Origin of the sequence: Rhodohalobacter sp. 8-1, assembly GCF_038150125.1 — a bacterium.
GTDB lineage: Bacteria > Bacteroidota > Rhodothermia > Balneolales > Balneolaceae > SW132.
In genome coordinates, this window is the sequence record NZ_JBBVMF010000006.1 from 151920 (window position 1) to 176177 (window position 24258).

Annotated in this window: 18 protein-coding genes; 7 read left to right on the forward strand and 11 right to left on the reverse strand. The window is 46.5% G+C overall.

Annotated features, from left to right (window positions below; all coding sequences use genetic code 11):
• Positions 1-222: 222 nt before the first annotated feature.
• The gene (locus AABW11_RS07985) at positions 223-687 is read left to right on the forward strand and encodes a hypothetical protein (protein WP_340104375.1); all 465 of its coding nucleotides are present in this window, start codon (positions 223-225) and stop codon (positions 685-687) included.
• A 78-nt stretch (positions 688-765) separates the two neighbouring features.
• Here the strand turns inward: AABW11_RS07985 and AABW11_RS07990 are convergent, their stop codons facing one another.
• The 3 genes from AABW11_RS07990 to AABW11_RS08000 form a co-directional block, all read right to left on the reverse strand.
• Positions 766-1110: a DUF6122 family protein gene (locus AABW11_RS07990; RefSeq protein ID WP_340104377.1), complete on the reverse strand. Its 345-nt coding sequence runs from the start codon at positions 1108-1110 to the stop codon at positions 766-768.
• Positions 1111-1364: 254 nt separating this feature from the next.
• Positions 1365-2534: an ArgE/DapE family deacylase gene (locus AABW11_RS07995; RefSeq protein WP_340104379.1), complete on the reverse strand. Its 1170-nt coding sequence runs from the start codon at positions 2532-2534 to the stop codon at positions 1365-1367.
• A gap of 326 nt (positions 2535-2860) precedes the next feature.
• On the reverse strand, positions 2861-4045 hold the full coding sequence (locus AABW11_RS08000) for a cystathionine gamma-synthase family protein (RefSeq protein ID WP_340104381.1): 1185 nt from the start codon (positions 4043-4045) through the stop codon (positions 2861-2863).
• Positions 4046-4716: 671 nt separating this feature from the next.
• Between AABW11_RS08000 and AABW11_RS08005 the strand changes: the two genes are divergently transcribed.
• Together AABW11_RS08005 and AABW11_RS08010 are read left to right on the forward strand one after the other, a co-directional pair.
• A complete protein-coding gene (locus tag AABW11_RS08005) occupies positions 4717-5937 on the forward strand; it encodes a DmpA family aminopeptidase (protein WP_340104383.1) in 1221 nt (406 codons plus the stop codon).
• Between the two features lie 136 nt (positions 5938-6073).
• On the forward strand, positions 6074-7879 hold the full coding sequence (locus AABW11_RS08010) for a M61 family metallopeptidase (protein WP_340104385.1): 1806 nt from the start codon (positions 6074-6076) through the stop codon (positions 7877-7879).
• Positions 7880-8177: 298 nt separating this feature from the next.
• Here AABW11_RS08010 and AABW11_RS08015 read toward each other — a convergent pair whose 3' ends face one another.
• The 4 genes from AABW11_RS08015 to AABW11_RS08030 form a co-directional block, all read right to left on the reverse strand.
• A complete protein-coding gene (locus AABW11_RS08015) occupies positions 8178-8663 on the reverse strand; it encodes a DUF4199 domain-containing protein (RefSeq protein ID WP_340104387.1) in 486 nt (161 codons plus the stop codon).
• A 128-nt stretch (positions 8664-8791) separates the two neighbouring features.
• Positions 8792-9742 carry a matrixin family metalloprotease gene (locus AABW11_RS08020; protein WP_340104389.1) on the reverse strand — a complete coding sequence of 317 codons (951 nt, stop codon included), beginning with the start codon at positions 9740-9742 and terminating at the stop codon, positions 8792-8794.
• Positions 9743-9864: 122 nt separating this feature from the next.
• Positions 9865-10329 (reverse strand): copper chaperone PCu(A)C, encoded by a 465-nt coding sequence (locus AABW11_RS08025; RefSeq protein WP_340104391.1) that lies wholly within the window; start codon positions 10327-10329, stop codon positions 9865-9867.
• 46 nt (positions 10330-10375) lie between these two features.
• Entirely contained in the window at positions 10376-10972 is a 597-nt protein-coding gene (locus AABW11_RS08030) for an SCO family protein (RefSeq protein WP_340104393.1), read from the reverse strand.
• Between the two features lie 336 nt (positions 10973-11308).
• Between AABW11_RS08030 and AABW11_RS08035 the strand changes: the two genes are divergently transcribed.
• The gene (locus AABW11_RS08035) at positions 11309-13183 is read left to right on the forward strand and encodes an autotransporter assembly complex protein TamA (RefSeq protein WP_340104395.1); all 1875 of its coding nucleotides are present in this window, start codon (positions 11309-11311) and stop codon (positions 13181-13183) included.
• Positions 13180-17643: a translocation/assembly module TamB domain-containing protein gene (locus tag AABW11_RS08040; protein ID WP_340104397.1), complete on the forward strand. Its 4464-nt coding sequence runs from the start codon at positions 13180-13182 to the stop codon at positions 17641-17643. The genes AABW11_RS08035 and AABW11_RS08040 overlap by 4 nt, the downstream gene beginning before the upstream one ends.
• 122 nt (positions 17644-17765) lie before the next feature.
• Here AABW11_RS08040 and AABW11_RS08045 read toward each other — a convergent pair whose 3' ends face one another.
• Positions 17766-18989 carry an acetate/propionate family kinase gene (locus AABW11_RS08045; protein ID WP_340104399.1) on the reverse strand — a complete coding sequence of 408 codons (1224 nt, stop codon included), beginning with the start codon at positions 18987-18989 and terminating at the stop codon, positions 17766-17768.
• 104 nt (positions 18990-19093) lie between these two features.
• Between AABW11_RS08045 and AABW11_RS08050 the strand changes: the two genes are divergently transcribed.
• Together AABW11_RS08050 and AABW11_RS08055 are read left to right on the forward strand one after the other, a co-directional pair.
• Positions 19094-19303, forward strand: coding sequence for a hypothetical protein (locus tag AABW11_RS08050; RefSeq protein ID WP_340104401.1), 210 nt, complete (start codon positions 19094-19096; stop codon positions 19301-19303).
• Positions 19304-19432: 129 nt separating this feature from the next.
• Positions 19433-20818, forward strand: a complete 1386-nt coding sequence (locus AABW11_RS08055; RefSeq protein ID WP_340104403.1) for a M28 family metallopeptidase — start codon at positions 19433-19435, stop codon at positions 20816-20818.
• Between the two features lie 5 nt (positions 20819-20823).
• Here the strand turns inward: AABW11_RS08055 and AABW11_RS08060 are convergent, their stop codons facing one another.
• The 3 genes from AABW11_RS08060 to AABW11_RS08070 form a co-directional block, all read right to left on the reverse strand.
• Positions 20824-21822 carry a serine hydrolase domain-containing protein gene (locus AABW11_RS08060; RefSeq protein ID WP_340104405.1) on the reverse strand — a complete coding sequence of 333 codons (999 nt, stop codon included), beginning with the start codon at positions 21820-21822 and terminating at the stop codon, positions 20824-20826.
• Between the two features lie 142 nt (positions 21823-21964).
• Positions 21965-22654, reverse strand: a complete 690-nt coding sequence (locus tag AABW11_RS08065) for an ABC transporter ATP-binding protein (protein ID WP_340104407.1) — start codon at positions 22652-22654, stop codon at positions 21965-21967.
• 333 nt (positions 22655-22987) lie between these two features.
• A complete protein-coding gene (locus AABW11_RS08070; RefSeq protein WP_340104409.1) occupies positions 22988-24238 on the reverse strand; it encodes an efflux RND transporter periplasmic adaptor subunit in 1251 nt (416 codons plus the stop codon).
• Between the last annotated feature and the right edge of the window lie 20 nt (positions 24239-24258).

Genomic DNA, 24258 nt, shown 5'->3' on the forward strand with positions numbered 1-24258 from the left:
TACTACGCATGAACGTCGCTGCCTTTATTGTGGGCAGCTAGCGCCGCTTGTATGGGTTCACGGCCATGGACAGTGTGCCGCATGCGGAATAAATGTAGAAGAGTGTTGCAGCGGGGAGACCTGTTCAACTACCGGGAATTGATTATTCCTGCAGCCGAAAAACATCTTCACTCTCGATATTGTAGCTCAATGGACAACAGCCCAACACTTAAATGATCATTTATGGATTACACTAGCATTCATCCTAATCTTTTTTTGATAAAAACCTGGCATGGAATTGTAGGTGTGCTTGGTACGCTTATAGTTGCCGTTCATTTAGTGGCATTTTGGAATGGTGACTTGCCTGACATGTGGTTTTTCTATCTGCCCGCTGGCTTGTACATGATGATTCAGGGCTTTGGCTTGTCTTTTGATTATTTCAAAATAAGGTATCCATCAGTAGTAGTAAGCCAAAATCGCGTAAAAACAGAAGGGACCTTCCAGCCTAAGAAAATTGATTTTGAAAAGGTAAAGCGAATCAATCTAAATCGCGGAGAAATTCGGGCAGAATATAAATCGACCGGAAACACGGATTATATCAGAATACCCTTTGTACTTCGGCGGAAAGACAAACTAAATGAATTGGGATATGCGCTGAGATCGCGGTGCAAAGATTCAGACGTGGAGTTTAGTACTGTTATTGAATGATGTAAAGTGGCCGAGCTTGTCTTTGCATGATGCCACTCCGCCTGCTCAGCTTTATACAACATCCATCAACGCTTTATATCAAATCATGCAGTCGATCCAGTCGAGAGCCATGTGGATCAGCAGCCCCAGGCCTGCAAGGTGAACTGTTCGGGATGCGGAAAGAAAGCCGGTCCCGTTATCTTTTTTCCTGAAAACAAGCGGAAGAGCAAACATTAAAATATAGAGCACGATAGCAGGAGTTGTGTGCAGCGGATGAAATCCAATAGAGCATCGATTGGGATCGTAGATAGGATCAGCCAGCAAGTGATCGGCATCGACAATCATAGTGGCAATCATAATCACTGCTGCGTTGCGCCAGCGGTTACGGTAGAAACCAAAGGCGATCATAAGGGGAATTATAAAGTGCAGAATGATATGAATCATGTCGGTAGAGAGTTTTGTAAAACCGTGCTTTTGTCAAATTTCGGCGTTATCGTGAAATCGAAATGCTCACGTCCGTCGGCTGACGGACGCTCCGGTTTCTCCGCAAGCCGGCGGATGGCCTTGAACTTTAACAAAATCACTGGCTTTGTGCCCAAGGCTTTTCTTTCGAGCAGTGCCTTTTGGCAATGAATTGAGATAGAAAGACGAAATTATCGTCATTATTCAGTTCAGAGTTTGTACCGTGGCTTGAAGGACTACCCTTCTTTTATACAAAAATTGATAGCCGTTTTATAAAGAATTTCAGCGAGCAGATGAACAGAGTCAAGCTCCACCCACTCCACATCTTCATGAATTCCGCCGCCTTTAGGGCCAATAATGACAGACTCGATGCCGGCTTCCCCAAATATAGCAGAATCTTCCCACCAGGTGTGGCCAATAATATCGGGAACTTTACCAAGGTGTTCTGTTGCTGCTTCCTTTGTTGCTGAAACGATGTCTGATGATGAATCAACCTCATATGGACTTCGCCAAATCTCTGTTTCAAGCGAGGCCCGGAAATTGGGATGCTTATTGCTCAGCCTATCAATGACAGTCTGAAGCTCTTTTGTAACCTGATCTAGCGTTTCGCCCGGTATAGTTCGCCGCTCGGCATGAATGGTGCACTGATTGGAGTAGACAAACAGGCTGCGTCCGCCCGATATGAGCGGAACGTGAAGTGAAGCCTCGCCACAAAGTGGGTGAGTGTTTTCATCAGGCAGGCGCTGAGACAGCTGATGCAGCTCGGCGAGAACCAAGCCCATATTCATATTGGCGTCAACGCCCTGTTTATGCCGCCCGCCGTGCGCGGTTTTTCCGTCGGTTGTGATTTTAAATATGCCAAACCCGCGGTGAGCGAGACAAAGGTTCAGATCGGTGGGTTCGGTGACGATAGCCGCATCAGCCGTAATTTTATTGACGAGTGCCTGCGCACCAATACTTTCGTGTTCTTCATCAGCCACGAACGAGAGAATGAGGTCGCCTTTAAGCTGAATATTATTTTCTTTGATGGCTTTAGCCGTTCCAAGAATAGCGGCAATGCTCCCTTTCATATCGTAAGACCCCCTGCCGTAGAGGCGGTTTCCTTCAATCCGACCCGAAAAAGGATCCTCCATCCCTGAAACACCAACAGTATCGGTGTGGGCGTTGAGCATGAGCGAGGGTCCATCCCCTTTTCCGGCTATCCGGGCCGTTACGTTTACACGTCCGGGTGACACCGTTTCGATGTCACAGGGAACAGACAGATTGTTCAGCGTATCGTAAATAAATGAGGCAATCTCCTCTTCGCCCGGTCCATCTGGGTCGAGGCCCGGATTTATGGAATTGATCTGAACGAGTTTTTGGAGGGTTTGGGTGGTGAAGGGGGTGTCAATTTTTAGATCAGGCATCGCAATGAGACTGTGTTAATATCATTATTAATTTACACGTTAACAGTTCAAAAAAGGCAGGAGATATCGGATCTAAGTCCGTTATGACAGTATTATAAATGAATTTACTAAACAAACGCACTTTCCGGACTGCTTAAACCATTATTCCCATATTTTTTAATCGAACTTTGGCAAGCATGAAATCAAAATCCTCATCCGCTGACTTCACGTCATCGGATGAGTTGGTCAGGCTCAGAACTATAATTTTGAATGTCATAGGCTTAAATAAAGCCTAACCAATTCACCGGATACAGCGAATTCATACCGTGACCATCCTGGTTCATTCATCATTCAATCAAATCGAGGCCCTGTCTTAAATCGTCTATCAGATCTTCGGAATTTTCAATACCTACGGAATAGCGAATCAGGCTTTCGGAAATGCCCAGCTCTTTTCGCTGCTCTTCAGATAGTTCAACATGGCTCGTGGTGCGGGGCGGGCCCGCAAGCGTGCTCACGGATCCAAGGCTTGCGGCAAGATGGACAAATTTGAGATTATGCAACAGCGTTTTCACATGGTCGTAACCACCCTCTAGCTCAAAACTGAGCACGCCGCCGAACCCGCGCATCTGTTTTTTCGCGATGTCGTGGCCTCTATGACTCTCCAGCCCGGGATAATATACCTGTGACACTTTCGGATGCTCATCCAGATATTTTGCAATAGCCATCGCATTTTCATTCTGGCGATTTACGCGAAGCTCGAGCGTTTTCATGCCTCGAATAACGTTATACGCAGTTTCCGGATGGAGCGTGGCGCCGGTGATTTCGCGGTAATCGAAGATTTTTTGAATCAACTCTTTCTTGCCGCAGACAAGCCCGCACAATGTATCGGAGTGGCCGCCCAGGAATTTTGTGGCGCTATGAATTACCAGGTCCACACCAAGTGCAAGCGGGTTCTGGTTGATGGGGGATCCAAAGGTGTTATCGGACACGACAATAGCTCCTGCTTTTTTCGCTGCCGATGCGATTCGCTTCAGGTCAATAATTTTTAGTGTTGGATTAGTGGGTGATTCCAGATAAACCATGGTACAACCTTTTGCAATTTCCCGCTCCAGTTGCTCGTGATCTTCGGTCTCACAAAGCTCCACATCGATATTGAGCCGCGGCAGAAATTCCAGCAACATCTTGCTGGTTCCGCCATAACTGTCTTTGATGGATACCACCCTGTCGCCGGGTTCAAGCAGCGCGAAGAGCGTATTGCTGATGCCCGCCATGCCGGTCGAAAATGAGGTGGCAGCTTCCGCGTCTTCAAGCTGACGAATTTTCTCTTCCAGTACCGCCACCGTCGGATTCGTATTTCGGCTGTAAATGTGCCCGGCTTTCTTTCCCCTGGCCACATCATACCACTCATCCAAATCGTTATAGGCGTATGTGACGGTGTTGACAATAGGCACCGTTGAGCTGCCTTCCTGAAAAAGCTGCGATTCACCGGCCCAAACAGATGCTGTACCGTGTTTGTGTTTTTTTAGATCCATTTGATAATTAGTTCAAAATGCGTGAGAGGATGTACTGCAGAGCATGAATATGATAATTTGAAGCTTGCCTTCCAATTCAATATTAGTTTTGTGGAGAAGACGGGTTATGAAACGTCTTGCCTCATTCGACACACCCCTCGGTGTGAAAATTGATTTTCAACCATTTTCACATCCTTTTCCCCTCTTAAGAGGGAATTTACGACTCGTTACTTTTTAATTAGCAATGCTCAAATTGACTTGTCGAAATATTTGGTTAAACATGTGCTTATGCAATATTAGTAGCTTTTATTTGCAAAGGTTTATTACGAGAAATTTCAGAAATCAATTCTGACTCATTCTGAATTTGGTAATATTTTAAAGACCGTGTAATCCCCTCTCGAGAGGGGAAATGGACTTGAAAAATGCGGTACGCAGATTTTCAAGCCGAGGGGTGTGTTTCGTGAGGCCGGATCAGCTTTTCGAGACGGTAATGTCACATTTTAGAGACCTGGCAGCAGTAAAAAAAATCAGTACACATTTCTCATGTCAGGCAAAAGTATACAATTGAAAAACGTAATAAAGAAAGCCTGCCTAAACGCTATAAACTTTGTAAATCAGGTTTTTGATGGATGAGCTTTTTATTATGAAAGCAGAAGTCATGCAATGATAAATTTCAATCACCAAAACCCATTATGAAACACCTGCTAAAGATTCTGTTTGCCGTGTTTTTGTCCCTTTTAATTTTTGATATCATCTGCGCACAAGACCGCCAGCGTGCTCGGGAATTAGGAATCACACCTGGAATCCTGACGCCGGGCAAGCTTAACGCTATTACAGATGTGGATGGTGTGATGGTGGGTCATCACACAATGATAGAAGGTGAAAGCACACGAACCGGCGTGACCGCTATACTTCCGCATGATGGAAATCTGTTCAGAGATCGTGTGCCGGCGGCTGTTTACGTGGGCAACGGTTTTGGCAAAGCTCTTGGGTTTACACAGGTTCGGGAACTGGGTGAGCTTGAAACGCCCCTTGCGCTCACCAATACGCTCAGCATTTTTGATGTGGCTAAAGGCGTAGCGGATTATGTGCTCCATCAGCCCGGAAATGAACGCGTGCGATCTGTGAACCCCGTTGTGGGTGAGACCAATGATGGGTATTTGAATGATATCCGGGCACGGGTTGTGTCGACCGATGACGTGTACAGCGCTATTGGAGCTGCCGGCAGCGGTCCGGTGGCCGAAGGAAATGTGGGAGCCGGAACGGGAACCCGGGCACTGGGTTTCAAGGCAGGGATTGGGACCTCATCACGCCAGCTGCCGGAAAGCCGCGGAGGTTATACGGTGGGTGTACTGGTACAGTCGAATTTTGGCGGAATCCTGACGGTTGATGGTGTTCCGGTGGGAGAAGAGCTTGGAAATCATTATATGTCGGGTGATGTGCCATATGAAGTGAGTTCAGGCTCGACCTCCGGTGCCCGGCCATCAACGGCAAGTACTGAAACGACAGATGGATATGACTTTGATGCAGACGGATCAATCATGATTATCGTGGCGACCGATGCCCCGCTTACCTCCCGAAACCTGGAGCGGCTTGCCAAACGGGCAATGCTTGGTGTTGCCCGTACCGGCGGATTTGCATCCAACGGCAGCGGCGATTACGTGATCGCGTTTTCCACGCACGAGGATGTACGGCGATCTGTTGATTCTGATGAAGATACTATCGAGCGGACCGAACTAAGCAACTCAGCCATGAGCCCGCTGTTTCTGGCGACTGTAGAGGCGACGGAGGAAGCCATCCTCAACTCACTCTTCATGGCTGAACCCATGACCGGCCACGACGGTAGCGAGATGGACGCCCTGCCGGTTGATGTTGTGATGGAGATTATGGAGACGTACAATGCGGTTGACTGATAATTCGGCAATTTTGAAATAAGTCAAGACCTGTCAGGTTTTCAAAACCTGACAGGTCTTGGCACAACACACCATTTGCACTTCAGTCAGGGGGTGCTCATATTTGGCTGTCATCTGAAACCATTAAATCTCATGTATGAAGCTCCGATTTCCCATTCTTTGCTCGTTCCTTTTCGTCATATTTACAGCCGCAAATCTGCAGGCACAAACCACCACTCATTACGAGATTTCATTTGAAAATGCGGTTCATCACGAAGCTGAAGTTGAAATTCACTACACCAATCTTGAAGACAAGGTCCTTGAAGTTCGCATGAGCCGCACATCGCCGGGGCGGTATGCGCTGCACGAATTTGCCAAGAATGTCTACTCAGTCTCGGCTGTAGACGAAAACGGTGATGAGCTTGAGATCACCCGGCCAAACCCGCATCAATGGAATGTGAGCGGTCATAATGGAACTGTTACATTTAGCTATACACTATTTGCTAACCGGGGCGACGGAACCTATTCCCAGGTTGATGAAACCCATGCTCATCTCAATATGCCGGCCACATTTGCATGGGCGCGAGGCTATGAACACCGGCCTATTGAAATCACCTTTCACACGCGGGATGACCTGAACTGGAAAGTGGCAACGCAGCTGCAGCATCTGGAGGCAAACAGGTATTATGCGCCAGACCTGGCCTACTTTTTAGACAGCCCTGTGGAAATCGCCGACTTCTTCATGCGTGAGCAGGTGGTAAATGGACAAAATATCCGCATGGCGCTTCATACAAGCGCCATGGCTTCTGAAGTTGACGTCTATTTTGACAAAGTGATCGCCATCGTGGAGAGTCAGCAGAACGTATTCGGCGAGCTTCCGCGGTTTGATTACGGTGAATACACGTTCCTCAACTGTTTTATGCCGAACGCCAGCCGCGACGGAATGGAACATCGAAACTCAACTATAGTTACGAACTCAAAACCACTTGACGAGCCACTGGCCGAAACCAGCATCGGCACAGTATCTCACGAGTTTATTCATGTTTGGAATGTGGAGCGGATCAGGCCGGCATCGCTGGAGCCGTTTGATTTCGAAAATGCCAATATGAGCGGCGAGCTCTGGTTTGCAGAAGGATTCACCAGCTACTACACCGGACTGATTTTGGCACGTGCCGGTATTCAGACTCCAGATGAGTATGTTGAAGGATTGGCTGGCGGACTCAATTATGTGATCAACTCACCCGGAAGAAAGTATCATAACCCGATCGAGATGAGCTACCAGGCTCCATTTGTGGATGCCGCTCGATCGGTGGATCCCGTGAACCGGGAGAACACATTTATTTCATATTATACGTACGGAAGTGTGCTTGGCCTGGCACTCGACCTTAGCCTTCGAGAAATGGAAAATGGGAAAAACCTGGACGATTTTATGAAGCTGATGTGGCATCGGTACGGGGTAACCGAGATTCCATATTCAGTCCGGGATATACAAGCAGCGCTCGCTGATTATACAACTGAAGAGTTCTCAAATTCCTTTTTTAACCAGTATATTTTTGATAGCCAGATACCCGATTTCGAACATTTACTTGAATTTGTCGGCGTGGCATTCGGGCAGTCAAATCCTGATCGTGCAACCCTTGGAACACGTGTTGGCATTGAAGGCGGCCGGGGTATTTTACAGTCAAACGCAATTGTAGGATCACCCCTGTATGAGGCGGGAATTGAGCTGGGAGATGGACTTCTTTCCATCGGCGGCCACTCTTTGCAGGATGTTGGCAGTATCGAAGAGCTTATGGCGGACTTCGAGCCAGGGGAAAACGTACAAGTAATAGTTGAACGATGGGGTGAAAGAAGGACGGTTCAGGTGCAGCTCATCGCGGATCCTTCAATATCCACGGGAATCGATCAAGCTTCAGGTTCTGATGCCACAAACCGCAGGAATGAGTGGCTTGATTCTGAATAAATAAAGAAAAATATTCAGCAGGGCGTGGGGTTTGTAAGGATAAATGTTCTGATATCAGTTTAGTTTAGACTAATAATGATTGCAGGATTTGGACAAGTGAAAAATAAAGTTTATCAATCATGATACTTTTTATTAGAATTTCTTGCATTTAGGGGATAATAGCTATGATTATTCATAGCTATTTATTAACCTTAACCGAGTGATTTGATAGGCTGCAGTAAATCAGAGACTTACCGGTCTGGAAAAAGGATCAGAGATGTATCTGTTAATAAGTGTTCAAAATTTTCTGTAAACTTTTTTATTGCTGATCCTTTTTCTTCGTAAAAATGGCCACTATAGCAGACGTGACAATCCCAAGCGCCAGCGCTCCGCCAGTCGACTGAATGAGATAACTTTTCAGGCTAAAATACGATGCTGCATCCTTCCTGCTCATCATGCCCGATTCAGTTGCATAGGCACTCATATTATCGAAAAAATCCGGTGTGATTATCGTGTGTGTCAAAAGCTGAGCGAGCGGGCTTAGAACCACAACAACCATTGTAATCCAAAATCCACTGACGAATCCCTGGCTCCATGTCATGGAGCCGTTTAGATGGTTATTACGCTTATCCAATAGAGCGAGTATATAAATTCCTACAGCAAAAACTGCAAAGATCATGCTCATCATTGCGTGTTGTTCGATCTGCTCCCCGTGCCATCCCATCATGCGTTCAAACGCCATCCAGATCAGCATAACAGCTGTGAATATACAGCCCCATTTTATCTCTGTTTTTAACTTTTCCATCTCCTGTTATTATGTTGAGCGGTCAATTCAAGAGTACATCAAAAAAGGAAATGATACAAAAACCAAATTTTGTCATACTAACGTTGTGAACAGAATTCGGCTCGTTTTTATGGCGCATTGCAGAGAGTTCAATGACACAGCAGGCGAACAGCGTCTATATCTTCCGGGGTAAGCTGAATGCCGGGATTGAGTTTTTGGGCACCCATCTGGCTGTGCATGATTGATTCCGGCAGCTGAAGATGGTCTAATCCGAGAGCATGACCCAGTTCGTGTGCGAGAATCAAGGTGAGTTCTTTTTTATTCATAAATTGATTGACGGTAACCACGCCCCCGTCATTTATTTTTTGATAGGTAGCTTTGGCAAACCGAAGGTCACCCGCAAATTCTTCGTTATACCGCTTGATTAAATCATTGTGCTCGTCAAATTTACCGTTGAGCTCGTCCATTTCACGGTTGATTGCACGGGCAAGCAGATCAAGTTCCTGCTGCTTACGCCTGATTTGCTCCTGGGCATTTGTCACCTCTTCTTTTCTCCGCTCAAGCTCTTCGAGGTCTGTGCCAGCAAACCCGCCGTTGTCGTTTTTTTCCTCTACCCATGCATTGAGATTGCCTAAGCTATCTGACGTGCGTTCAGCTAATTTCTTGTATTGCAGTGACCGCTCTTCAAATGTCTCTCGCTTTTCATGATGCAAAAGCTGCCGGCGGTCGAGCCTGATTTGTTGAGAACGAATGCGCTCCCTGAACCGGATTTCACGGTCGGTTCGCTCCTGTCGGTCATCGTAAACAAGCCGAATCACAATATCTCCCGATCGTGGGCTGCCATCACTTTTCGATAGAAGAGGCCTTTCTGTACCGGAATTCCAGGTGTTAACGGCAATGTGAACCGCTTCCTCGAGTTCAGGCTGAGAAATAGAAAATCGAGGGTCGATGGTGCCTATTGAGTAGCGAAGCGGCTGGCTGCAGGGAGCTGTTTTTTTGAAAGCTTCAACACCAGCTGAAATGGGCTGAAAAATATAAACCCCCGCCGCTAAAAACATGGTAATGAAAATAAGGATAATGTATTTCAGGGTGTCGCTCATCACAGTAAATCTTTAAATCATCAATCAATACATAAAAAAGGCAGTGATCGTGATTTATTTTACAGCCCGACAATAAATACCGGGACGTTGTAAATATTCAAAAATTAGTTACTCTTTATTAGCTAAAGCCGGACCGGGACCTCAACGGTAACAGGCTCATTATTTTCAAATGTAAGTGTCAGTTCAAACGTATCTCCATCGGAAAGCTGACGATTGAGCTGCATTAACATCACGTGCAGCCCGCCCTGCTCGAACCGAACAGTTGACTGAGCCGGCAGATCAAGTTGCGGGACTTCCCGCATGCTCATCATTCCCTCTTCGCGTTCGTACGATTCATGAACCTCCGCGTTTTGTGCAGCGTCAGTTTCAACAGAAATCAACACATCGTCTTCACTTTTGAAATTGCTTATTAAAAAGTAAGCGGCGCTCATGCGTCCCTCTGCACCCGGCCTTGCCCAGGGATCAACGACCTCAATTCCTTCACCTTCCATCAAATTTGTAGACGCCTGGTTATCTGATTTCTGCTGGCAAGCTGTGAAAATCAATAAAATAAAAATTATGAGTGTACCGAAATAAAGTGATTTCATGGTCCTTTGAGTTAATGGATTACGTTTTGTAAACGGATGGACTTAGCTACTGTAACTGGCTGAGATCTTCGGCTACAATATCAACAGGCGTCATACTGCCGCCATAATCAAATACGAGCCGTGATTGCGAGTCAAGGAGTAAAATTTTATCTGAATGACTGAGAAAGTAAACGGAGTCACCATTTTCAGTTTCCTGTTCACTGCTGATTGCCTTACGAACACTGACCCTCTTCATCAGCCGTTCAATTTCTTCCGGATTTCCGGTCAAGAATTGATACGGGGCTTTGTCCATCTCAAACGCTGCCGCATAACTTTTTAAAACATCGGGCCTGTCGCGTTCGGGGTCAAACGTAATAAGCGCAAACTGTGTGCCATCAGGATAGGTGCCTGCGTTCTCTATTCTTCGCACATTTGCAGTAATAAACGAGCAGATATCCGGGCAGTTTGTGTAGATGAATCCAACAATCAGGGGGGCGCCTTCAAAGTCATCTGGAAATGTGACCTCTTGTCCGTCCTGGTTTACAAGAAAAAACGATTCGCCGCCGTAATCATCAAGCCTGTCAGGACCACAGCTCTGAAGCGACAATGCAACGATTAGAGCGACCAGAATTTTACTACCGGCATTTAATTTAGTGAGATGCATAGGGGAATTTGTAATAAGCGTATAGCGCGACTTTTGTTTCTAAAACCTAAGATACGGCAAATGAGTGAACAATTTGTGAAGAGTATAGTACCAACAACGCTGTCCATCAGTGAAAGTTGTGGGTTTGTTATTGATCGTGTTCTGAGAATAAACGATTGAAAAGAGACGTGGTGGGCGAAGACTTCTAAGGCCTTATAATTTAGTTGGCTTAACATTTGTTGTAAATAGTGTATTTTATAATTTTGAATGATTAACCAACATCTATTGAGAATTTACTGCCAAAGCCAATTAAAAATCGGGTCTTTTAGTAAGCACAGCGCTCTATTTATTTTGCTTATGCTATTAGTTCAGGGCGGTCCCCTGCTGGCAAACTCGATTCTCCAGGAAGAAAAGGATCCCGTTGTTTGGAATGTTTCTTTTGAAGGTAACGATAGCTATTCGGGCATTGTTCTCAGCCAGGTCATCGCCACTGAAGAGCCAAATCTGCTCCGGAAAATTTTCAGGCGGCTTGATGACTACGCCCTGAATGAGACGGAATTGCGGCGGGACCGCATCCGGATTATTCGATATTATGAACGCCGCGGATATGATCAGGTTCAGGTGGATGTAGAACATACTGCAGACAGCCGGGAGTGGCAGCGAAATATAGTATTCCGGATTCGTGAAGGTGAGCCAATTCGGATATCATCATCCAGCGTGGTAGTTGATGCAGATTCTGCAACAGCCGAAAGTCTGAGAGGTGAGAGATCTTTTCAGCGCAGAATTGAAAATCATGACTTTCAGGAAGGGAACCGGTTCGAGACCATTCGCCGGCCAGATGTGGTTGGAAGTTTCACCCAGATTATGGAAAACCATGGGTTTCCATGGGCTTCTGTGGACATAGAAGCGGATATTGATTCACTTGCCAAAAGCGCAGATGTTCGAATAGTGATGAGGCCGGGAGCAAAAAGCTATTTCAGTGATTTCATGTTTGAAGGCGTAGAATCAGTTCCGGAACGAATAGTAGCTCGTGAGATGCCCGTTGATATAGGTGATATGTACGACAGTCGCCAAATCCAGGAATCACAGCGCCAGATATTTGGACACCACCTGTTTCGGTTTGCAACGATTACGATTCCGGATCAAGAACAGGATTCTACGCTCGCTATCAGGGTACGTGTGCGTGAACATCCGCTTCGTACCGTTGAGGCAACGGTGGGGTTTGGTAGTGAAGAATATCTCAGAGGGCAGGTAAACTGGCAGAACCGGAACATTTCCGGGAATGGCCACCGGTTGGGTTTCAATGCCAGGGGTTCTTTCATTGAACAGCGCCTTGGTGCAAACTATCTCATTCCTTACGTGTTTAACACCCGGAGTAGTTTTGTCTCATCTCCATATGGCCAAAGGCGACTCGAGCCGGCATATGAACTCATGCGGGCAGGTATTTCAAACAGTTTAATATATCAGATTAAACGGGCTCAAACAGCAACTGTCTCATACGAATTTTCATTCAACGAGGAATCTTCCAGAGGTGGGGAAGTGAGCTTGCCCGATACAATTTTGGGCTATAACGTTTCGTCTCTGCTGTTTTCAGGCTACTACAGCCAGCGTGTCACGCGAGATCCGGAAGGTTGGGTGGTTCAGCCTTCAGCGGAATTTTCGGGGACATTTGGAGAAAGTACATTCACATTTCAAAAACTGACGCTTGATGTCCGTCATTACTTACCTCTGTCCAGAAGCACCAAATTGGCTACCAGGATTCATACAGGCACTATTTTTTACTCCCAGCCTGATAGTTTGCCGGCAAACATTCGTTTCTTTACGGGAGGCACGAACTCCGTGCGCGGCTGGTCCAGGCAGCAGCTTGGCCCAAAGCGGCCATCGTTTGATGATGGCGGGTTCGACGGTTATGTGCCAACCGGCGGTCGTGCAATGTTTACATTTAATGTAGAGCTGCGGCAACAATTAAATTTTCTATTTGATGGATTTGGAATGGGGCTTTTTCTTGATGGCGGACAGGTCTGGCGCGAAATCAAACGGGTAGATAATCGCCCGCTGCAGTTTGGAGCTGGTGGGGGGCTCAGGTACCAATCGCCAATTGGACCGGTTAGGATTGATGTAGGTTATAAAGTGAATCCGACGGAAGATGATCTTGGAATTTTTGGCGATATGGGCAGCAGCAATGCGTGGGATAGAATAGGAATTCACTTTAGTATAGGGCAGGCATTTTGACAAAACAGAAACCTAAAAAGAAACTTTCGCTTCCTCTAAAACTGATGATCGCACTGCTGATTATAGTGACGATTACAGCCGGAGTACGGATGACACTCAAAAGCGATTGGCTGCTTTCGTATGTCCGTGAGATTGCCGTTGAACAGGCCAATGATCAGCTCAATGGAGAACTTGCTATCGATCGTATGCAGGGGGATCTTCTGTTTGGGTTTACCGTGTATGGCATCGATGTCAGAGATGCCGATAGCAACCAAGTGGTGTATGTTGATTCTGCCGAAGTTCGCTACACATTACCATCTCTTTTGATGAAACCATACCGCCTCGATCTATTGCGAATATCGGGTATGGACGGGAATTTTGTGCAGGGTCCCGACTCTGTTTGGAATGTGCAGCGTCTCGCACCTCCGGCTGATACAACTGCCGAAGAATCGGGCACGCTCTACTGGGAAGTTAATAGGATTCTTTTGGAGCAAACCAATCTGTACGTGAACTCAGATATTCTGTTGCCTGATGGATTCCTGGAACTCGAGAACATCAACCTTCAGGCCGCCGCTGAAGTATTCCCGGATCGTTGGTATGCATCTGTTGATGAACTTGATCTTAGGATACGCGAAGGCAGGCTGCCGTCGCCGGTTGACGTATCGATGCAGGCGGTGGCCATGGACGAGCAAATTACCCTGGAATCGCTGGTTATCAACACCGGGCGTACACTTCTTCAATCAAACGCTCAAATGCTTAACCAGGAGTCACTGACCGGTAATGTTGCATTAACACCACTCTCTGAAAGAGATGTGTCGGCCTACCTTGAAGAGTACCCGCTTCGACAAAATCTGAATATAGGTATCTCCTTCCAGGGAGATTTTGAAAATTTTGAAACGAGCCTGTCTGTCGATGCCGGCACCGGTGGGAATCTGACGGCAAGCGCACGCACCGATATTTCTGATCCATACCTGGTAAAAGAGCTAACCCTGGAGCTCAATCAATTAAACGGCCGGGAGTTGATGGGAGATTCAACCTTGCCCAATCTGAATTATGCACGGCTTGATGGATTCGGTGAAGTTAATCTGATGGAACCGTCATTTGCCGGCTGGGAGGGATCTTTTCAGGTAGACGACCTGTCCGTTTTGGAATATTCATTGGATAAGGCGGAGTTTGACTACAGCCTCAACCGGGGTGTAGCTGAACTTGCCGGCTCAGCAAGCAAAGAATCAGAATCAATACTAATGTCGGTTAACGCGTCGGATATTTTTTCTGAAGTTCCGAAATGGAATGCCGGTGTCAGCACCGTAGGCATGAATTTGGCCGTGTGGCTGAACGACCCGGCGCTCGATAGTGAGCTGTCGCTCAACCTTGATGTAGAGGGAGAAGGTGTGCAACAATCCGACTTACAAAGCCAGCTTAATCTTACCGTGGATGAGGGCAGTTTTGGAGAACAAGCATTTTCAGAACTCACTTTTAAGGGACAGGTATCACCTCGTAAAATATCAGGAGAGTGGAAGGGGCGTGTAAATGAAAGCATTGCCAGGGCTAATGCCACCGTCAATGAATGGGCGGGGTCAATGCCCCGCTACCAGTTCGACCTGTATCTTGAAGAGCTGAATGCGGCTGACTTTAACGGCTTGGAAGAACTTCCAACTTATATCAACGGTCATTTGCAGGGTGAGGGACGGTCGTTTAATATTGAGAATCTTGAAATGACGGCGACTGCTCAGCTCGATTCTACAATTATTAACGGGCAGCCTATAGATTCGCTGAGTGCTGATTTTCGAATCAGTGATGAAATCTTATTTATAGAAAATGCACTGCTTGAAAGCCCCATTGCCGATGGAGATTTTTCACTCCGTCAGCATCTCACAGATTACACGGACCTCGAAAACCGGCTTGACTTTTCAGCGCAGATAAAAGATCTCTACCCTTTTGCACCGCTTCTTGGCGTTGATCAACTTATTGTAAAAGGGTCACTTGATGGGCATCTCGAGCGAAATGGAAATCGAGAGCTTGAGTTTAATGGTAATCTACTGCTGGAGGAAGTGGAGGTCGACACCCTATTTTCATCAAAACAAATAACAGGTAGTGTCAACGCTCTTTTATTGGATGAGCCGGAAATTGATGCAAGGCTCGAAATGACGGGGCCAGTAGTAATGACCCAGGAAATTCAGGATTTTAAAATGACAGCCTCTGCCCGCATCACAGAAGGAGATACGTTTGGCAGCGTCAGTTTTAACCTGGTAAATGATGAAGAGAGCCGGCTTTCGCATTCAGGTAACTATCGGTTTAATGACGAAAGAGTGCTGCTGACCACAGATAGCCTGGCATTTGAAACACCGGTTCGGGTTCTGAACCTTAATAAACCATTCGACATACAGTACCGGAATGATGTATTACGTGTAGACACGCTTCGGCTTCAAACTGAAGACGAATATTCCTTCCTGGAAGCATGGGCACCTCATGTAGACAGCCTGAGACAAAACGCAGGGCTGAATGCAAAAAACCTGAATGTCGGGGTTCTTCAGCGAACATTGATGGGTGAAGAGATGGTGAACGGTTATTTGTCGGCATATATACAGCTGAGCAGCACACCGGACTCGCTGGCTCTTGAGTCAACCGGGCTCTTGTCGTCCCTGAGTTTTGAAAAAGGAGAGATGGATTCGCTCCGTTTTTCCGGAGATATTGAAAATGAATGGCTCAATATTTCCCTCGCTGGCTGGCATGAAAACTCCGAATTGTTGCGGGGCAGTGCTAAAGTGCCGTTTTTACCGGGTGATCCGCTCACGTTCGATGACCAGTTTTTTGATCGTGAAATTGAGGGTGAATTTCATGTAAACCGCTCAGAAGCAAACTACTGGCTTTCATTTATGCCCGGTGAACTTGTACAGGAAACCTCCGGTATGATAACGTTTGATGGTGAAATGACCGGAAAAGCGGGTATTCCGGAATTTGAGGGTGAACTTAAATTCAGAAATGGGCGGGTTTCAGGCGTGCCCATCGATTCAGTAAATGTGGATATGCTATACGATCATGAACAGGAAAATCTTGGGTTCTCAGGCTCCGTCATATCACGAAATGAGCGCGTCCTCGATTTTGACTCCCTTGTGCCTTTTAAACTCGACTTGAGAAAAGCTGAAGTAGTGCTGCCATCAGATGATGACAGCCTGCAAATTGATCTTGAGACACAAAATTTCAACCTGGCGATTGTGAATGATTTTGTGAACCGCGAAATGGTGAGGCAAGTAGCCGGGCGGCTCAACGGAGAGGTGAGCGTTAGCGGGACTTTGGGAGACCTCCAGCCAAATGGCTCGCTTGAATTAACTCGGGGTTCAATGCGGATTGTACAGGCGGGTATAACACTGTCAGACATTGGCAGCAGAGTATCATTTTCATCCGATATTGTAAATCTGCAGCAGTTTAGTGTACGCAGTGGTCCGGGACGGATCAGGGCATCGGGGACGGTAGCAATTGAAAATCTTGAGCCGGGTGATATTGATATTTCAATTAGGGGTACTCAGTTTCAGGCTGTAAATACGCAGGTGTATAAAGCTATTGTAGATCTTGAGTCGAATATCACAGGTACGATTGAACAACCTCAGCTGCGGGGATCCCTCTCATTTTTAAACGGCTTTGTATTCCTTGAGAATTTCGGGGAAAGAGCCGTTGAGGATGTTGTTTTAGAAGAAGAGGAAGAATCTGAACCCATTGATTTCTACGATAATATGGATATTGAAGTGAGTGTGGCTTTCACACGGCAGTTTTTTATTCGAAACCGGCAATATCTCGATATGGAAATCGAGCTCGACGGACAAGTGGATCTTTTGAAGCAGTCCGGCGGTGATCTTCAAATGTTTGGTCAGCTGGAGGGTGTCAGAGGATATGCCCGGCCACTTGGTAAAAACTTTGAGGTTGATGAAGCTACTGTTACGTTTTCCGGACAGGTAGAGAATCCGGAGTTGAATATTCGAACGGTTTATGAGCCGCCCCAGGCGAGTACCGATGTGCAAATCTTCTATATCATAGAGGGAACGGCACAGGATCCCGAATTCCGATTCGATAGTGAGCCTCAAATGGAACTTCAGGATATTTTCAGTTACACTATTTTTGGGAAACCTTTTTACGAACTTGATTCCTGGGAACAGGCTGTTGCGGGAAGTGGCGGCGGACCGAGCGCTACCGATGTGGCTCTTGATGTACTGCTTGATCGCGTAGAAATGCTCGCCTCTCAGCGGCTTGGAATTGATGTGGTACAGATTGATAATTCGCGTACCAGTTCCGACAGCAACACATCAATACTTACCGGATGGTACCTGAACAGGAAAACATTTTTTGCGCTTGTCAATGAAATAAGTACGACTCCCAAAACGCTGTTTATACTGGAGTATATGCTGCGCGACAACCTGGAGCTGATCATCACCCAGGGCGACGACAGCCGCCAGGGAGTTGATTTGAGATGGAAGCTGGATTATTGATTTGGTTGATTCGTTGTTTGAGAATTTAGTGAATTGGGAAAATTGGGAATTAGGTAGTGTGAAGTGGAACAATGCAAAAAGAAAGTTTTAAAGTGCATCTACATCTATCTACAATCTACCATCTAAACCCACGGCGACTGATCTGCCGCCTGCGCAATTTTGGCCGTATCAATCGCAATGACGAGCTCTTCGTTTGTAGGTATCACGTACACGTCAGTTTTGGAAGAGTCCGTACTTATTTTCTGAACAGTACCGCGTTCTGCATTAGTGTTTTTCTCCTCATCCACTTCAATACCCAGGTAATCCATCCCTGCCAGTGATTCCTGCCTGATAAGCGGGGCATTCTCACCGATTCCGGCCGTAAATATAATGGCATCGCAACCGTTCATCGTGGCAATGTAAGACCCTATATACTGTTTGATTTTATAGCAAAACAGGTCGATTGCCTGCTGGCAGCGGCGGTCACCATTGTCTGCCTCTTCGATGAGGTCGCGCATATCGCTGGCGTAACCGCTCACCCCGAGCAGTCCGCTATGCCGGTTTAAAAGCGCATGGACATTAGCGAGTGTCAGCTCCTCTTTTTCGATGAGATAAAAAAGAATCGACGGGTCTATATCACCGCTTCGGGTACCCATCACCAGGCCCGAAAGCGGTGTGAACCCCATGGATGTATCAACCGATTTACCCCCATCAACTGCCGCAATGGATGCGCCGTTACCGAGGTGGCACGTGATAACTTTAGTATCCTGAGCTTTTTCCCCTGTCTCTTTGTAGTATTGCCGGCTTACGAAATAGTGAGACGTTCCATGGAAGCCGTACTTACGAATTTTGTAGCGCCGGTAAAGCCGGTTGGGGATTCCGTAGAGAAACGCCTTATTCGGCAGCGAGTGATGAAAGGCGGTATCAAATACGGCTACGTGGGGAATGTCAGGTAAGTTCTTTTGAGCAGCCTGGATTCCTCTCAAATTCGGAGGATTATGAAGTGGTGCCAGGTCAAATGCCTGTTCAATAGCCTTGGTTACGTCATCATCAATAAGTACAGAATCCTTAAACATCTCGCCGCCATGCACAACCCGGTGGCCCACAGCTTTGATGTCCGACGGCGACTCAATAATCTGGTTATCGGGATCCAGGAGGTAGCTCATGATCTCCTGCAGAGCTTCACTGTGGTTGGCAATGGTACGGGTGCTCTTTGTGTGACGCTGTCCCTCAGGTTCATGTTTTACTATAGAAGTGACGGCACCGATACGCTCAACCAGCCCCTTGCAAAGATTTCTTTCGTCAGATGTGTCAATCAGGTTATATTTAACAGACGAGCTTCCGCAGTTTATGACAAGTACAAGCATGGAAAAAGTGAATTATAGTTTGATGGTTGTGCCGCTCAAATAGCCGGAAACATACACTCCGATTGTAATACACGTATGAAGACATTAATAAAATTAATCTTTTTGTGAAAATCCGAACATTACTACTCATCTACATTGCGGCATTTACCGCCGGCGCCCTCTTTAAATACATTCAGTATCTCATTCAGCCTGAATCTTTTTCACATCTCAATAGTACGGTAATTGAATTAACAGTGGTCTCAGCGCTTGTCACTGTTGGAGTTGCCATATTCTACATGCTCAAAAAGAAGAAGATGATGCAAGAAGATGAATGAAAAGGCTGAAAGTTGTGATTTTTTGTAAATCCCGGTTAATAAACCAAACCATCTTTTAACATCTTGCGTCTTGACTGTTGCGGCGTTATAAGAGATTATCAAGTACGAAAATTAACTTACATCAGTGTTATGCGTAACTTGTTGCCTCTTATAGCATTATTGTTAGTCACCGCAGGAGCGGCATGTACTTATTTTGAGCGGGAGACCGATCGATTGCAGCTTAGTAATCTCGACCCAGACATCATAGAAATGATGGAGAGTGTTTCGGTTGATACAATTCAAGCTACTATCGAAACACTTGCTCAATTCGGTACCCGTCATACACTGTCTGACACAGAGAGTGATACGTTTGGAATCGGCGCGGCCCGGCGCTGGATCAAACAGGGAATGGATCGATACAGCAGGCAGAGCGGGGGCCGACTTATTGTTGAAAACCATAGGTTCAGGCAGGAACCCACCCACCGTATTCATGAAGCCGTCGATATTGTAAACATCGTGGCGACACTCCCTGGAACCGATCCGGCTGACGATCGCATATTTGTGGTCAGCGGCCATTATGATTCACGGGCGTCTCATGTGATGGATTCTGAATCACCGGCCCCGGGAGCAAATGATGATGCATCAGGCACAGCGGCTGTGATGGAACTGGCTCGTGTAATGTCAGACTACGATTTCCGGGCTACGCTGGTGTTTATGGCTGTGGCAGGTGAAGAGCAGGGAGGGCTTGGGGCTCGCCAATGGGCGGCTGAAGCCGCCTCCGAAGGAATGAATATTGCAGGTATGATTACGAACGATATCATCGGAAATCATAAAGCGGAAAATGGACATCTGTCTGATCCAAACAAGGTAAGACTGTTCGCTTCGGGAATTCCGGTACAAGAAAGGCTCGATATGGAAACTGTCCGTTACCTGCAAACGGGTGGGGAAAGCGATATGCCGACGCGCCAACTTGCAAGAACCATCAAAGAAGTGTCTGAGAGCTACCTCGAGGATCTGGACGTCTGGCTGATCTACAGGGCCGATCGCTATTTGAGAGGGGGCGGTCACTTGGCTTTTTTAGAGCATGGATTTCCGGCCGTTAGGTTTTCAGAACCCCATGAGGACTATCGCCACCAGCATCAGGATGTGCGTGAAGCCGATGGCATTCAATATGGCGACCTTCCCGAATTCGTCGATTATGATTACGTGAAGCGTGTGACGGAAACGAATCTTTCTGCGCTCGCTAATCTTGCACGGTCCCCTAAACCGCCCGCAAATGTTGGTATTAATGTGTCGGAGCTTGAGAACGACACCCGTCTGCGATGGAGTCCCTCCGAATCTGAAAATCTTGCCGGATATGACGTCCTTTGGAGAGAAACTACGTCTCCTGTTTGGCAGTATAAAAAGTTTGTGGGCCCAAAAACCCATATCAGGTTAAAAAACATTTCAAAAGATAATTGGGTGTTTGGTGTCCGGTCGGTAAGCAATGGCGGCCATGTAGGTATTCCGGTTTTCCCGATGCCGTTTCGGGAGTAGTGTGTTTATGATTGCCGTAAATAAGGCAATATTTGCTCTTCAATAAACGTAAATATCTGGCGCTGATATTGCCGTGAGCCGTTGCTTCTTTCTAAATCGGAGGTAATACTTATTACAGTCTCAAATTCAGTGAGAATCATGATATACTGCCCGCCGTTGCCCCAGGCAAAGATCATATCATGTCCGTCAACTTGTTTTCGCCACCACATATAGCCGTAATCATAATCGTTGTAGACGCTTCGTGTATAAATGTCGATTGAGTCCATGATCCAGGATTGAGGCACAATCTGTTCGCCATTATAGACACCGCCATTTAAGATTAAATTGCCAATTTTCAGAAGCGCAAGCGGGCTGATGGCAAGGTTATTTCCGCCCATATAGTATCCCTGCGGATCGCGGTCCCAGCCGCCTACACTGATATTCATCGGGCCAAACAGTTGTTCGTTGGCAAATTCGAGCGTACTCATTCCCGTGGCTTTTGTAAGAATTACCGAAAGAAGATGCGATGTTCCCGTACTGTAAACCATTTGTCCGCCTTTTTCTTCTTCAAGCGGCTGATCAAGCGCAAACCTGACCCAGTTATCGCTTATCACCCATCGCCCATAATTATGAAAGCTTGTGGTTTCGAGTCCGCTGCGCATCGTAAGCAGGTTTCTAATCGTAATGGATTCTTTGGCCTGGTTAGGATTTTGATCGAAATAATCCGGAAAGAACTCACCGATTGTCTGATCAACCCCTTCAAGATGACCTTCATCAATTGCAATTCCCATAAGAAGTGAGATGATGCTTTTTGATGCTGATTTGATGTTTGTGGTGGTATTACGAGTCATGCCGTCACGGAACTCTTCATAAAGAAGCTCACCGTCTTTTTCAATCATCAGGCTCTGGACGGTGCCGATATTGAAAATACGATCCAGGTTGCGATGTTCAGTTGTGGACGGCTGAGCGACTGACGTAGAATGGGAAGTGCCGATCACAGCCAGGATGAGTAAAAAAAGTCTCATATGTAGATGTTGGTTTAACTTATACAACACCTATGTTAAGGAGTGTTTGGGTAAAAAAAGTTCCGGTCATGCCAAACTCACATCCATATTCATGAGTGGCAGTTTTTTAAAATCTGCGATAGAGTATTTAATACACTGAGGTTTAAACGTAGAAATCTTTTTCAGCCGGCTTTTCAATAACGGCTCCATCAAAAAGATGAATTCTCCGGTTAGAAAAACCGGCATCATGCGGACTGTGAGTAACCATTACAATGGTTGTTCCCTGCTGATTAAGTTCCGTCAGAAGATTCATTACCTCATCGCCGTGATCTGAATCGAGGTTGCCGGTGGGTTCATCGGCAAGGATAAGATCTGCATCGGCAACAACTGCCCGTGCAATGGCCACGCGCTGCTGCTGGCCACCTGAGAGCTGCTGAGGAAAATGATTACGGCGGGGCATCATGCTCATTCGTTGAAGTGAGTCCTCTACTTTCTTTTTACGCACATCATTCGATAACCCCATATACATAAGCGGCAGCTCAATATTTTCAAATACTGTCAGTTCATCGATCAGGTTAAAATTTTGAAAGACAAATCCAATATTGCCTTTACGGAGTGCTGCCCGTTTCCGCTCATTAAAACCGGATGTATCAATATCGTTGAAGAAATAATCGCCTGACGACGGTTCATCAAGCAGCCCGAGGAGATTAAGAAGTGTAGACTTTCCGCATCCCGATGGTCCCATTACAGCTACAAACTCGCCTTTCTTGATGTTGATGTTAATTCCATTCAGTGCTGTTGTTTCTATCTCTTTAGTTTGATAGAGCTTTTTTAAATTTTGGGTACGGATCATAATTACCGGTTTTGTAGATGCTGATATTACACACAAATCCGAACCAGTGGACGAGCGTGGCCGATATTCCTTTTTAAACATATCTATTAAGAACAGGAGTTGATTTTTTTTGGGGCTCCCGTACGATGTTGTCTTGAAAGTAGAAAAAAAATGTCAGTTTTAAGCGGTTAAATTTTTTAACTCGAATTCGATTTATACTTTTTTGAAAGTTCAGGATAAAACTCTTCCGCCTGGCGGAGAGATTGCCCCGAAAGGGGTCTCTCGGGGCGTAAAGGGGATTCTTTCATTCAAATTTCATTAATCGAACTCAAGGATTTAGGGTTCTAAATGTAATTATTCTAAAACTAATACATCATAATTACTAAAAGTATTGTATCCCGAGATGATGACACTATCTCCGGTATTTAAACCCTCCAAGACTTCAAAATATTCCGTGTTTCCCCGTCCAAGCCGTATGGGCTGGCGATACGCGCGCTCTTCAGATTCATCTATTAGGTAAATCCAGTTGCCGCCGGTTTCCTGGTAAAATCCGCCGCGGGGCAGGAGTGTTGCTTCTGTTTGATCGCCCAGTTCGAGGCGCACGCGCACGGTCTGGCCCCGGCGGATGCCATCGGGTGTGTCTCCCGTAAAGTCCATATCAACCTGAAAACTTCCATCCTGTATAACCGGGTAAACGCGGGTGATAGCAAGATTATACCTGTTGCCGGCAAACGGGAAACTTCCTTCCAGGCCTGTTGTTACGCGAGACAGGTAGAATTCATCGATGTTGACCCGCACCTTATAACCATCCATTTGATCAATCTGCCCAAGACGTTCACCCTGGCTGATAGACTGCCCCTGGTTAAGTTCAACCGTTGAGAGCTGACCGGATATTGGGGCTGTTACCACAAGGTTATCCAGTATTTGCTGCACGCCCTCGAGGCTCCTCCACATCCGCTCCTCGGAATTATCGAGCTGAGTAAGCTGCGTTTGTAGCTGGAGGGAGTCTTTCTGAAAAGATTGATAATTGAGCTGGTAGCGTCGCTGCTGAAAACGGTACGATTGACGCGTCTCTTCAAATTCCTGCGGCGAGATGAGTTTTTGGCTGTAGAGTGTGCTGTCGCGCCCAAACCGGGGCCGAAGCAGGTCGAGCTGGGTTTCGGCACTTGCAAGATCTTCCCGGAGGCGCAGGTTATTTTGTTCCAGGTTGAGGCGGGAATTTCGAACGTTGTTGATCTGGTCGTAAAGACCGGCTTCCTGCTGCAGTACATTAAGCTGAAGACTGGAATTGGAAAGTGTCAAAAGTGTATCGCCGGCCTCTACTGTTTCACCGGATTGAACGAAGACCTCCTGCACAACTCCGCCTTCCACAGCATCCAGAATGGTTGACTGAAGCGGCTGCACCACACCGCTGACCTCAATATACTCCTGGAAAGAATCGCGGGTGACTTCGCGTATCATCACTCGGTCGCGGCTCACCGTTTCTGATGATCTCGTATCAAGGAAAATGTACGTAAACAGGAATAAAGCGAGAGCTGCGGCTATAAGAACAAACGCCGCGATTGCACCTTTACCGAACGATTTCTTTTCAATTTTTCTGTCCATTCCCATAATTCGGAATCACT